10 protein-coding genes are annotated in these 12,294 nt (G+C 67.0%); 8 read left to right on the plus strand and 2 right to left on the minus strand.

Annotated features, from left to right (window positions below; translation table 11 throughout):
* The first annotated feature begins 10 nt into the window (after positions 1 to 10).
* The 5 genes from ACTJJM_RS14600 to ACTJJM_RS14620 all read left to right on the plus strand — a co-directional run bounded on the left by ACTJJM_RS14600 (position 11) and on the right by ACTJJM_RS14620 (position 6,509).
* Complete coding sequence (locus ACTJJM_RS14600) at positions 11 to 1,150, plus strand: OprO/OprP family phosphate-selective porin (RefSeq protein ID WP_043400149.1); 1,140 nt, start codon at positions 11 to 13, stop codon at positions 1,148 to 1,150.
* Between the two features lie 75 nt (positions 1,151 to 1,225).
* Complete coding sequence (locus ACTJJM_RS14605; protein WP_029550722.1) at positions 1,226 to 2,554, plus strand: CitMHS family transporter; 1,329 nt, start codon at positions 1,226 to 1,228, stop codon at positions 2,552 to 2,554.
* Between the two features lie 24 nt (positions 2,555 to 2,578).
* Positions 2,579 to 3,319: an acetoacetyl-CoA reductase gene (gene phbB / locus ACTJJM_RS14610; protein WP_005419193.1), complete on the plus strand. Its 741-nt coding sequence runs from the start codon at positions 2,579 to 2,581 to the stop codon at positions 3,317 to 3,319.
* A 207-nt stretch (positions 3,320 to 3,526) separates the two neighbouring features.
* Complete coding sequence (locus ACTJJM_RS14615; protein ID WP_010480836.1) at positions 3,527 to 4,051, plus strand: hypothetical protein; 525 nt, start codon at positions 3,527 to 3,529, stop codon at positions 4,049 to 4,051.
* Between the two features lie 160 nt (positions 4,052 to 4,211).
* Positions 4,212 to 6,509: a TonB-dependent receptor gene (locus tag ACTJJM_RS14620; protein WP_440865783.1), complete on the plus strand. Its 2,298-nt coding sequence runs from the start codon at positions 4,212 to 4,214 to the stop codon at positions 6,507 to 6,509.
* A gap of 515 nt (positions 6,510 to 7,024) precedes the next feature.
* Here the strand turns inward: ACTJJM_RS14620 and ACTJJM_RS14625 are convergent.
* Entirely contained in the window at positions 7,025 to 8,278 is a 1,254-nt protein-coding gene (locus ACTJJM_RS14625) for a flavohemoglobin expression-modulating QEGLA motif protein (RefSeq protein ID WP_049435336.1), read from the minus strand.
* Between the two features lie 126 nt (positions 8,279 to 8,404).
* Positions 8,405 to 9,514 (minus strand): ribosome small subunit-dependent GTPase A, encoded by a 1,110-nt coding sequence (gene rsgA / locus ACTJJM_RS14630; RefSeq protein WP_053443496.1) that lies wholly within the window; start codon positions 9,512 to 9,514, stop codon positions 8,405 to 8,407.
* Between the two features lie 114 nt (positions 9,515 to 9,628).
* Between rsgA and ACTJJM_RS14635 the strand changes: the two genes are divergently transcribed.
* From ACTJJM_RS14635 to ACTJJM_RS14645, 3 genes are read left to right on the plus strand one after another with little or no spacing between them, the layout of a single operon-like run.
* On the plus strand, positions 9,629 to 10,903 hold the full coding sequence (locus ACTJJM_RS14635; RefSeq protein ID WP_440865784.1) for a pyridoxal phosphate-dependent aminotransferase: 1,275 nt from the start codon (positions 9,629 to 9,631) through the stop codon (positions 10,901 to 10,903).
* A 3-nt stretch (positions 10,904 to 10,906) separates the two neighbouring features.
* Complete coding sequence (locus ACTJJM_RS14640) at positions 10,907 to 11,524, plus strand: SGNH/GDSL hydrolase family protein (protein WP_019338543.1); 618 nt, start codon at positions 10,907 to 10,909, stop codon at positions 11,522 to 11,524.
* A 4-nt stretch (positions 11,525 to 11,528) separates the two neighbouring features.
* A complete protein-coding gene (locus ACTJJM_RS14645; RefSeq protein ID WP_049452762.1) occupies positions 11,529 to 12,245 on the plus strand; it encodes a methyltransferase domain-containing protein in 717 nt (238 codons plus the stop codon).
* Positions 12,246 to 12,294 lie beyond the last annotated feature (49 nt).

A 12,294-nucleotide genomic window follows, 5' to 3' on the forward strand; every position in this document is an offset into this window, starting at 1 on the left:
TCCTGCCGCCATGATGGCGCTGGCTGCCCTGTCGGCGCCGGCCTTCGCTGCCGAAGACGACCGTCCGGTCACCGCCACCCTGGGTGGCCGCCTGCATCTGGACTTCGCTACCTTCGACAACGACAACCGCGGCACCCCGAACAAGGACGACACCGAAATCCGCCGCGCGTGGGTTGACGTATCCGGCAAGTTCTTCGTGGTCGACTACAAGCTGGAGGCCGATTTCTCCGGCGACCGCGTCGAGGCCAAGGACGTGTACCTGGCGCGCAGCTTCGGCAAGGCCGGCAAGCTCACCGTCGGCCAGTTCAAGCAGTACTTCTCGCTGGATGACCGCACCAGTTCCAACTACGGCAGCTTCCTGGAGCGCGGCAACGCCGGCACCACGCTGGCGCCGCTGTACCGCCTGGGCGCTTCGTGGCAGGCCAACCCGGGTGACTTCACCTGGGCCGCCAGCATCTACAGCCTGGAAAGCATCGACGCCTGGCAGGTGAAGGGGCGTGCTGCCGGTGGCCGTGTCACCTGGGCGCCCTCGCCCGCCGATGGCGACGTGCTGCACCTGGGCCTGTCGCTGGCCCGCGAGGCCTATGACAACCCCGGCGCGAACGGCGTTCCGGGCCTGAAGATCCGACCACGCCCGGCCGGCCACCTGTCCGATGAGAGCCGCCTGACCCTTGTCGACTTCTCCGCCGGCCGCGATACCGACGTCAACAAGTGGTCGCTGGAATACGCGCAGGTGCGCGGCCCGCTGTCGTGGCAGGGCGAGTTCAGTGGCGCCACCTTCGATGACGGTGCGCAGCGTGGCGACGTGATGGCCGCCTACGGCATGGTCAGCTGGTTCATTACCGGCGAAAGCCGCGCCTACGACCGCAAGACCGGCCGCTTTGCGCGGGTGAAGGACATCCGCCACAAGGCCGGTGCCTTCGAAGTAGCGCTGCGCTACGACCAGATGTGGGGTGCTCAGCATCTCAATGGTGCGCCGGACCTGCGCCGTGGCAGCACCGAAGCCTGGACGCTGGGTGGCAACTGGTACCTGCGCGACAACCTGCGCTTCATGCTCAACGTGATCGAAAGCCGCAACCGCGACCGCTTGGCCGGGGTGACGGTGGACCGCACGCGCGCGGTCACCGGACGCCTGCAGTACGACTTCTAAGCCTGATTTCCCGGGCATGCCGCCCGGGCCCCTTCCACTCCCCCACGTCCTGTATTCGCAAGGAGTCCGCAGATGATGCTAAGCATCCTCGGCTTTGGCATGGTCATTACGTTCATGTACTTGATCATGAGCAAACGCCTGTCGCCGCTCGTCGCCCTGATCACCATTCCCATCCTGTTCGCGCTGATCGGCGGCTTCGGCGCCGGCATCGACGAGATGATGCTGGAAGGCATCAAGAAGATCGCACCGACCGGCGTGATGCTGATGTTCGCGATCCTCTACTTCGGGGTGATGATCGATGCCGGCCTGTTCGACCCGCTGGTGCGGGTGATCCTGCGCTTCGTCAAGGGCGATCCGATGAAGATCGTGCTCGGCACCGCGGTGCTGGCGATGCTGATCTCGCTTGATGGCGATGGCTCGACCACCTACATGATCACCGTCTCGGCGATGCTGCCGCTGTACCAGCGTCTCGGCATGAACGCGCTGAACATGACCTGCGTGACCATCCTGGCCGGCGGCGTGATGAACCTGACCCCGTGGGGCGGCCCGACCGCACGCGCGGCCACCGCGCTGCACGTGGACCCAGCCGATGTGTTCGTGCCGCTGATCCCGTCGATGGTGATCGCCTGCGCCGGCGTGCTGCTGCTGGCCTGGTACCTGGGCCTGAAGGAACGCCGTCGCCTGGGTGTTGTGACCCTGCCCAAGGGCGGCAGCTGGATGGACAACAGCGTGTCCGACGACAGCAACGCGCTGCCGACCGTGGAAGATGCCGAAGACATCAAGCGGCCGAAGCTGCTGTGGGTGAACCTGGCACTGACCGTGGCGCTGATGACCGCGCTGATCATCGGCGTGCTGCCGATGCCGGTGCTGTTCATGGTCGGCTTCGCCATCGCCCTGGTCATCAACTACCCGAACCTGGCCGAGCAGCGCCGCCGTGTGGTCAACCACGCCGGCAACGTGCTGTCGGTGGTGTCGCTGATCTTCGCCGCGGGCATCTTCACCGGCATCCTCAACAACACCGGCATGGTCGAAGCGATGTCGCACAGCTTCCTGGCGGTGATTCCGGAGTCGTGGGGCCCGTACCTGGCGGTGATCACGGCGGTGGCGTCGATGCCGTTCACCTTCTTCATGTCCAACGACGCGTTCTACTTCGGCGTGCTGCCGATCCTCTCCGAGGCCGCGGGCAACTACGGCATCACCCCGGTGGAAATGGCGCGCGCCTCGCTGGCCGGCCAGCCGGTGCACCTGCTCAGCCCGCTGGTGCCCTCCACCTACCTGCTGGTGGGCCTGGCCAAGGTCGAGTTCGCCGACCACCAGAAGTTCACCCTGAAGTGGGCCATCGCCATCTCGATGCTGCTGATGATCGGCAGCCTGCTGTTCGGCCTGTATCCCCTCGCCGCCTGACCCTTTGCCAAGGAGCCTTCTGCAATGACGCTTCGAATCGCTTACGTCACCAGTGGAATGGGCAGTGTCGGCACTGCCATCTGCCAGAGCCTGGCCCGCAGTGGCCACACCGTGGTCGCCGGTTGCGCGCCGAACTCGCCGCGCAAGGCCAACTGGCTGCGCGAGCAGCGCGAACAGGGCTTCGATTTCATCGCCTCGGAAGGCAACGCCACCGACTGGGCTTCGACCAGCGCCGCGTTCGCCAAGGTGCGAGCGGAAGTGGGCGAGGTCGATGTGCTGGTCAACAACTCCGGCGGCAGCCGTGATCTGCTGTTCCGGCAGATGACGGTGGAAGACTGGAACGCGGTGATCGCCTCCAACCTCAATGCGCTGTTCAACCTCACCAAGCAGGTGGTGGACGGCATGGCCACGCGTGGCTGGGGCCGCATCATCAACATCGGTTCGGTCAGCGCCCACAAGGGCCAGATCGGGCAGGTGAACTACGCCACCGCCAAGGCCGCGATGCACGGTTTCAGCCGTGCACTGGCTGCCGAAGTGGCCTCGCGCGGCGTCACCGTCAACACGCTGTCGCCGGGCTACATCGCCAGCCAGGCGATCAGCAGCTTCCCGCCGGATGTGCTGGACCGGCTGGCGGCGTCGGTACCGGTGCGTCGCCTGGGCCGCCCCGAGGAAGTGGCCGGCCTGTGCGCCTGGCTGGCCTCGGATGAAGCCTCGTATGTGACCGGTGCCGACTATCCGGTCAACGGCGGTCTGTACATGGGTTGAGCCCGTCTCCACGCAAGGCGTGGACCGCCTCCCCCACGGAGTGCGCGGGGCCGGTGAACCTTCGCTTGCGAGGGGGATCCGGCCCCTTTTTGTTTCTGCATTTTCGGGACATATTGCCCGATACATCGGCAGAACCGGTGCTATACCTGCCAACGCTCGCCGAGCCCGATGGATGAACGGCCGGAATCGCGGATCAAGGAGGTTGGCATGCGTGCATTGCTGATTGCGCTTCTCGTGGTCGCCACCCCGCCACTGGCGGCCACCCCACCTGCTGCCACTGCGGATGAGGCGGATGCAACCTGGCGGCTCGTGGAACGCTGGTCCTTGCAGCTGTCACGCTCTGACCTTGTCGCGCAGCTATCACCCCTGGCTCCGGCCGGCTCGCGTTCGGAAGCAAGAATGGGCCGGGGCGACAGCGCCACCATCGATCTGGCGCCATTCGTGGTCGCTGGGAGGATCAAGGGGCCCTCTGGCCAGATCTACACCGACGCGTCGGGGCGAATCATCAAAGGCATTACGCTGCGGCTGAGCGGCGCCTGCATCTCGCGAAAGCAGATGGGTCGTCGCTACCCCGACTTCAATGTCCTTTCCGTGCCGTCAGGGCATAGCCTGGACGAGTCGACGGTGTTCGGCACAGTAGTGAACGGCATCCAGATCGGGTTCTCATTCTCCGAACATGACCGCGACTGCATGGACCAGCTCAAATTGAGCTGGCCTGGGGAGCGCTTCTGATTCCCACCGGCCTACCACCATGACGAACATGTTGCAGGACACGCACCACTGCCCTGCATCGTTCGTTGGTTTTTCGTAAAGAAGGTTTCATGTTCCGTTCGCATAGTGGCCATGCACCGCGCACGCGTGCCGGTGACCACCCCCAATGCAACGGACCACCATGCAGACCCGACACCTGACGATCGCCGTGGCGATCGCGCTCTCCGCCGCCGCCAGCGCCCATGCCGCCACCGCCGCCGATACCGGCGCCAGCACCGATGCCGCGCTGAGCGCGCAGACGCTGGATACCGTCTCCGTGATCGGCCAGGGCGAGACCCGCCAGGTGCAGCGCATCACCACCGTCGACAAGCAGGTGCTGCCGCCGGGCACCAGCGGCCAGAAGATCCTCGACCGCCTGCCGGGCGTGTCGGTGCAGTCCAACGACGCCTTCGGTGCCAACGAAGAATCGCAGACCATCAGCCTGCGCGGCTTCGACAAGAGCCGCCTCGGCTATACGCTGGACGGCATTCCGCTGGGTGACAACAGCTACGGCAACTACAACGGCCTGAGCATTGCCCGCGCGATCATCGCCGAGAACCTGGCCGGCGCAGAGTTGTCGCAGGGCATCGGCTCGCTGGGCGTGGCGTCGACGAGCAACCTGGGCGGCACCATCCAGTACTTCTCGATGGACCCGTCCACCGAATTCGGTGGACGCGCCAGCGTCACCGTGGGTGACAACAACCAGCGTCGCGGCTACCTGCGCGTGGATACAGGCGACATCAATGGTTTCTCGGCCTACGTGTCCGGCGTGCACCAGGACCAGGACATGTGGGCCGCGCCGTACCAGAACCAGACCACCCGCCAGTTCAACGCCAAGGCCGTGTGGAATGTCGGCGACCACCGCTTCGGTGCGTTCGTGGCGACCTCGCGCGCCAGCCAGGCCAACTATGCCTACCTGTCCAAGGACATGCTGGCGCGCGGCCTGGGTTATGACTGGAACATCTATGCACCGGACTGGGATCGCGCCGTGGCCGCCGCGTACTGCGCGCCAGGCACGCTGGACCGCAGCAAGTGCAAGTTCAGTGGCGGCGTCAACAGCATCGACGACGCCTACTACCAGAGCCGCGCACTGCGTGACGACAACCTGTACTCGGTCGACGCCGACCTGCGCCTGGGTGAACAGGGCCGCCTGAAGCTGCTGGCCTATCACCACGACAACCGTGGCCAGGGCCACTGGTGGGCACCGGGCCAGCCGTCCTACCCGGGTACCGACAAGATGCTGCCGATCTCCATCCGCAGCACCAACTACACGATCAACCGCGATGGCCTGACCGCCGCGCTGTCGTGGACGGTGGGCATCCACGAACTGGAAGCCGGCCTGTGGTACGAGCAGAACGACCATAACGTGTCGCGCAACTTCTACTACATCAGCGGCCCGTTCCTGGACGACCTGTACCTGAAGAACCCGGACCGCCTGCTGTTCAACCAGGACTTCGACATCCGCACACGCCAGTTCTACGTGCAGGACCGCATGCGCTTCCTGGACCAGCGCCTGACCGTGGATGTCGGTATCAAGAGCCCGAACACCCGCATGCGCGCAACCGCCCAGCCGGGCGTGGAAACCAGCATCGCCTCGGGCACGCTGACCGCCAAGAAGTCGGTGCTGCCGCAGGTGGGCCTGGGCTTCAAGCTCAACGCCAACAACGAGCTGTTCGCTTCGTACGCAGAGAACATCGCCGCCTTCGTCGGTGGCGGCAGCGGTGGCCCGTTGCAGGTGTCGCCGGAATCGTTCGCGGCCAGCGCCGGCCTGGAGCCGGAGAAGTCCAAGAGCCTTGAAGCCGGCTTCCGTACCTTCGGCGAGAAGTACCAGGCCTCGATCGCCGCCTACAACGTCAAGTTCGACAACCGCCTGCTGTCGCTGAACCCGTGTTCGAGCATCGAAGTCGGCACGCGTCCGGAGTGCGTGACGCGCTTCATCAACGTCGGTTCGGTGAAGAGCCACGGTGCGGAGCTGACCTTCATCCTCAAGCCGATCGACGGCCTGCAGTGGTATAACGCGCTGTCCTGGAACAAGACCACCTACGAGGATGACTACACCTCGGGCGGCGCGATCGTGCCGGTGGCCGGCAAGATCACGGTGGATACGCCGCAGCGCATGGCCTCCAGTGAGATCAGCTGGAACCGCGATGGTTTCTTCGCCAGCCTGCGTGCCAAGTACACCGGCAAGCGCTACTACACCTATACCAACGACCAGTCGGTGCCGGGCGTGACCACCTTCGACGCCGGTGCGGGCTACGACTTCGGCCCGGGCCTGGGCCTGCGCAACGTGCGGGTGTCGTTGAACGCGACCAACCTGACCAACAAGCGCTATGCGGGGCAGCTGAGTTCGTTCGCGCCGACCGATCCGAAGGGCACGCGGTATGCGATCCATGCGAGCGCGCCGCGGCAGTTGTTCATGACGGTGGCGGCGGAGTTCTAAATCGAAAGCAGGCGCTGCGGCGCGTTGATTGTTCCTGCATGGCGTGGGTAGGCAGGCCCATGCAGGACACGCCGTAAACCCGTCCTTGGGGGCTCGGTCGGCGCATCCATGCGCCTCACGGTCCTGCATGGGCCTGCCTACCCCCGCTGGACAGTTCCCCGCGCCCGCGCGGAGGCAATGGAAAGCAAGAGCAACAGCAAAAGCAAAGAGCCGGGCAATGCCCGGCTCTTTGCTTTTCAAGCGCAATCTCTCTGGTGGACCTGCTGCCGCGCCCGCAGGAAATTGTCTGGAGGAGGCGGGGCACCCTGGTCAGGACCGTTGGCGCCATGGGCCCGAGGCATGCCTCGGGCGGGTTGGGCAGGACGCCCAACCCCGGTCTTGCCGTGTGCGCAGGACAGCGCACACGAGCAAGGCGCCATCGAGCACCATGGAGGGGCTTTTGCGTGTCCTGACCAGGGTGCCCCGCCTCCTCCCAGCCGATAGCAGGCAGGCGCAGGAGGATCCGCCAACGCATTTCATTCCGGCGCCAGCTGGTCCATCCGTATCCGGTTGGCGAACAGCGAGAACGCCAGCATGCCGGCCAGGCCGTTCGCCCGGCTCACCCAGTGCGGCAGCCAGCGCGGCGGCTTCAGCACACCCGCTTCGAACAGCGGCGCGAACGCGATCGCATCGGCCAGGCTCATCTTGCCGGCGAACAACCAGCGGCAGACCTGCAGGCGGTCCTCGGCCAACATGTGGCGGAAGAAGGTATGCACCGACACCAGGCCACGCAGGTACACCGTGTCCTTGGTGAAGGCCAGGCCGCCACTGGGCGGCACGCCGCGGAACACGCGCTGTGCCGAAGCGAAGCTTTCTTCGGCGTTCTGCCCGGCATCGCAGAAGTAGCGGAACACTTCGATGAAATCGGCGCCTTCGCGTGCCATCGCGATCGCTTCGGTGCGCAGGCTGATGCGCTTCAGGCGCTCGATGTCGATGCTGCCGGTGATCTGTTCGGCGAAGGTGGCCAGCCCTTCCTGGGTGGCCGTCACCCGCGGCGAGGACAACGCCAGGCTGGGCAACACCGGTTGTTCGCGGCCGTTCAATGCGGTCAGCGAATGCACCAGCGCTTCGTGGTGGAACAACTGCGCGCGGTCGTAGGCGCTGAAGCGCGCGCTGGTGCGCAGGCGGATGCGGGTCGGACCGGCGGCGGCCTTGGACACCAGCTCCGGATCCAGCTGCACCTGGATGATGCGTGATTCGAAGAAGGCGTCCAGATCGTTCTGCAGCTGCAGTTGCAGCGCGATGGCCGAGACCGGCACCTGCTCTTCCGGCGCCAGCAGCTCGTGGTCCAGTTCGGCGGCAATCTGGATGAAGTGGCGCGCTGCTTCGCGCGTGCTAGGGCCATTGCCCGGCAACGGCTGCTCGGGTGCGCCGAACAGCTGCACCGAACAGGTATCGACGGCGGCGGTGCCCAGCCCTTCCAGCAGCTGCGCGGCCAGGTCCCAACTCTGTGCCGACTGTCGCACGTAGTGGCCCAGCGGATGAGTGTCATCACAGTCGGCGGCGATCGCGGCCAGCGCGCGGCGCTCTTCGCTGAAGTCGAGCCGAGGGTAGTCCACCTTCGGCAGCATCGGTTGCCCACGTGCCACGCTGTCCAGGAACGGTGCCTGCAGCGTGGCCGGCCAGCTGGTCAGTCCCAGCAGGCGGATGCCCCCCACGGCCTCGACCAGGCGCGCATCGAGCGCTGCATGGTGGGCCACGTCACGGTCCAGCGTCGCGGTCGGTTCCATGGGCGGACTATAGCGCCCTGCTGTGTCCGGCGCTGCGCGCCGCCGCCCGAGCATCGGCTCGGGCGCTACAGGAAATGACTCCGCCGCGGACCCACTGTAGAGCCGAGCCCACGCCCGGCTGCTGTGCTACCGCCGGCGGTTCTTGCTCGCCGGGCGGAACTGCTGGCCCTTGCCCTTCCTGCCACCACGCTCCTGCGCGGTCTCGGCCTGGCGAACCGCCAGCTTGGCCGCGGCGGCGGCCACTTCTTCCTTCAACTTGAAGTAGTTCAGCAGGCGGCTCTCTTCGATCTCGCCGGCCTCGATCGCGGCACGTACCGCACAGCCCGGTTCCTGCTGGTGCTTGCAGTCATTGAAACGGCACTGTGCGGCCAGCGCTTCGATATCGGCGAAGCCGCCTTCGGATAGCGTCTCTTCACCGGTCGGCTTCAGCTCGCGCATGCCGGGGGTGTCGATCAGGCAGGCGCCCGTCGGCAGCGGCATCAGCGCGCGATGGGTGGTGGTGTGTCGTCCGCGCGAATCGTTGGCACGCACCGCGTTGGTCTTCATCCGCTGCTCGCCGAGCAGGGTGTTGGTCAACGTGGACTTGCCGGCACCGGACGAGCCCACCAGCACCACGGTGCGGCCCGGGCCCAGCCACGGTTGCAGCACGGCAACGCTGTCGGCATCCAGGCCATTGATCGCATGCAGCGCGATGCCCTGCATCTCCAGCTCTTCCAGCACCGCCAGCGCATCCTCGCTGTACTCGGTCTGGTCGGCCTTGGTCAGCACCACCACCGGTTCGGCACCGCCACCGCCGACCAGCAGCAGGTAGCGCTCGATGCGGCGCGGATTGAAGTCAGCGTCCAGGCCACAGACGATGAACACCGTATCGATGTTGGCCGCGATCACCTGCTGGTGGTAGTGCTCACCCGCGGCACCACGCTTGATCGCGGTGCGCCGCGGCAGCAGGGCGACGATGCGGATGCCATCGAGCAGCACCCAGTCGCCCACCGCCGGCCGTTCATGGCTGGGGAAGCGGGGGCGCTGCCATTCGGGCAGCGACTCGGCCTTGATCGATGCATCCGGGCCATCGGCCACCACGTAGTGGGTGCGGTGCTGTTCGATCACCCGTGCCGGGCGGGCCTGCGGGTGCGCGGCCATCGCGGCCTGCCAGTCGGCCTGCTGTGGCGGGCCCGGCCAGGGCCAGCCGATGGTCTGCAGGGCGATGAAATCGGGGGTCTGGGTCATCGCCGCCATTCTACCTGTGCCGGCGCCGTGCCAGCCCAGCAATGACGGGCCCGGAGCCCTTGCCATGCAGTGCAGCAATTCCGGTAGGATGGAAGCCCCATGCCTTTTGACGGCCCAGCTCCCATGTCCACCACCTCGCCCAAGCCCCTGGCCATCCGCGAGCGCCTTTCCGAAGTGCGCTACGAAATCCGCGGAGAACTGGCGCGGCGAGCCCGGGAGCTGGAGGCGCAGGGCCGCAAGCTGATCAAGCTCAACATCGGCAACCCGGGCGCTTTCGGCTTCCGCGCGCCGGAGCACCTGCAACGCGCGATCGCCGACGACATGGGCCGCACCGACCCATACACCCACCAGCAGGGCCTGCCGGTGGCGCGCGAAGCCATCGCCAGCTACTACGCCCGCCGTGGCGCGCCCGATGCGCACCCGGACCGCGTCTTCCTCGGCAACGGCGTCAGCGAGCTGATCGACCTGTCACTGCGTGCGCTGCTCAACCCGGGCGACGAAGTGCTGGTGCCCTCGCCCGACTACCCGCTGTGGTCGGCTTCGACCATCCTCAACGATGGCCGGCCGGTGTACTACCGCTGCGCGCCGGAGAACGGCTTCCAGCCGGACTCGAGCGAGATCGAGACGCTGGTCTCTTCGCGCACCCGCGCCATCGTGCTGATCAATCCGAACAATCCCAGCGGCGCCAGCTACCCGCGCGAACTGCTGGAGCGCGTGGTGGAAATCGCGCGCCGCCACAACCTGCTGCTGCTGGTCGATGAGATCTACGACCAGATCCTGTACGACGACGCGGTGTTCCAGCCGGTCGCGCCGCTGGCCGGTGATCATCCGTGCCTGACCTTCAGTGGCCTGAGCAAGGTGCACCGCGCCTGCGGCTGGCGTGTGGGCTGGGCCCACCTCAGCGGTGACGATGCCCGCCTGGGCGACTTCCGCGCCGCGCTGGACCTGTTGGGCGCACTGCGCCTGTGCGCCAACGTGCCGGGCCAGTACGCCATCGAGGCGGCGGTGAACGGTCCGGACACCATCTCCGAGCTGTGCACGCCGGGCGGCCGCCTGTATGAAACCCGCCGCGCGGTGATCGAGGCCTGCGAAGCCAGCGAGCACCTGTCACTGGTCGCGCCGGCCGGCGCGCTGTATGCGTTCCCGGCCGTGGTCGGTGCCGCTGCGAAGGGCTTCGACGACCACGATTTCGCGCTGGACCTGATGAACAACGAAGGCGTGCTGGTGGTGCCGGGCTCAAGCTTCAACGTGCCCTACCGCCATCGTTTCCGCGTGACCCTGATGCCGGAAGCTTCGGTGATGCGCGATGTGTTCGCCCGCATCGACCGTGTGCTGGCGCGGCGTGCCGAGGATGCGACCAAGGTCGTGCCGCTGAAGCCGCGCCGTTCGGTGGCCTGAGCCGTGGCATTGTCCTACCTGGCGCTGGGCGATTCGTACACCATCGGTGAAGCGGTTGCAGTCGAAGGCCGCTGGCCGCACCAGCTGGCCGCCGCCCTGCGTGCGCAGGGCATCGACCTGTCCAACCCGCAGACCATTGCGACCACCGGCTGGACCACTGACGAGCTCGATGCGGGTATCGACGCGACCGCACCGCAGGGTCCGTTCGATTTCGTCAGCCTGCTGATCGGCGTCAACAACCAGTACCGCGGGCGTCCTCTGGACGAATACCGCAGCCAGTTCCAGGCCCTGCTGCAGCGGGCGATCGGCTTCGCCGGCGGTGATGCCGGCCGCGTGCTGGTGCTGTCCTTCCCCGATTGGGGTGCCACCCCGTTCGGTGCCGGCAGTGGCCGCGACCTGGCCGCGATCGAGATCCAGACCGACGAGTTCAATGCCGCCGCCGAGGTGATCAGTACCCGGCACGGCGTGGCCTTCGTCGACATCACCGACATCAGCCGCGCACAGGGCGAAGACCCGACGATGATTGCCGAGGACGGCCTGCATCCTTCAGCGCGGATGTACGCGCTGTGGAGCGCACGCGCCCTTCCGGTGGCCACGCATCTGCTTGGCGGCACGGACTGAAGCGATGGACGGCACGCCACGGAACGGCCCGCCCCTGCCCTGTACTCCCCTGACGTCCCCGCAGGCTCGCTTGATCGCCGAAGCGTTCCGCCCGGCGCAGGCCTGGGGCAGCCGCCGCGACTACTACTACACCCGTAGCAAGCTCGGCAGCGATCCGCTGTACGACGGCGTGCTGCAGCATCTGCCTGACGACGGGCAGCCGGTGCTGGACCTCGGCTGCGGGCTGGGCCTGTTCGCCCATGTACTGCGCCAGCGCGGCGGCACCCAGCGCTACCTGGGCGTGGACGTGGATGCGGGCAAGATCGCCCGCGCGCAACGTGCCGCCGTCGAGCTGCATGACGTGCGCTTCGACTGCGTGGACGTGCAGGCGCCACTGCCGGCGCAGGCCGGGCACGTCCTGCTGCTGGACGTGCTGCAGTACCTGGACGCGGGCCCACAGCAGGCACTGCTGCGCGCGGCCAGTGCGCGGGTGGCTCCCGGCGGCTGCCTGCTGCTGCGCACGCCGCTGGCCACCGGCGATGGCCGCGACCGCACCACGCGGGTGGCGGACCGGCTGGCCTGGCTGGTCGGCTGGATGGGCACGCGGCCGCGCCACTACCCCGATCCAGAGGTGCTGCAGACGACGCTTGCCGAAGCGGGATTGCAGGTGACCGCCCCCCGGCCGCTGCATGGGCGTACGCCGTTCAACAGTTGGCTGCTGGTGGCACGCCGGAACCTGTAGCGGGGGGGGGGGGGGGGGGGGGGGGGGGGGGGGGGGGGGGGGGGGGGGG

The organism is Stenotrophomonas sp. 22692 (genome assembly GCF_052045015.1).
Lineage (GTDB): Bacteria > Pseudomonadota > Gammaproteobacteria > Xanthomonadales > Xanthomonadaceae > Stenotrophomonas > Stenotrophomonas geniculata.

Coding starts and splice junctions, on each gene's coding strand:
- ACTJJM_RS14600 (WP_043400149.1), top strand. CDS start 11: ATGATGGCGCTGGCTGCCCTGTCGGCGCCGGCCTTCGCTGCCGAAGAC.
- ACTJJM_RS14620 (WP_440865783.1), top strand. CDS start 4,212: ATGCAGACCCGACACCTGACGATCGCCGTGGCGATCGCGCTCTCCGCC.
- ACTJJM_RS14615 (WP_010480836.1), top strand. CDS start 3,527: ATGCGTGCATTGCTGATTGCGCTTCTCGTGGTCGCCACCCCGCCACTG.
- rsgA (WP_053443496.1), bottom strand. CDS start 9,514: ATGGCGGCGATGACCCAGACCCCCGATTTCATCGCCCTGCAGACCATC.
- ACTJJM_RS14605 (WP_029550722.1), top strand. CDS start 1,226: ATGCTAAGCATCCTCGGCTTTGGCATGGTCATTACGTTCATGTACTTG.
- ACTJJM_RS14625 (WP_049435336.1), bottom strand. CDS start 8,278: ATGGAACCGACCGCGACGCTGGACCGTGACGTGGCCCACCATGCAGCG.
- ACTJJM_RS14645 (WP_049452762.1), top strand. CDS start 11,529: ATGGACGGCACGCCACGGAACGGCCCGCCCCTGCCCTGTACTCCCCTG.
- ACTJJM_RS14635 (WP_440865784.1), top strand. CDS start 9,629: ATGTCCACCACCTCGCCCAAGCCCCTGGCCATCCGCGAGCGCCTTTCC.
- phbB (WP_005419193.1), top strand. CDS start 2,579: ATGACGCTTCGAATCGCTTACGTCACCAGTGGAATGGGCAGTGTCGGC.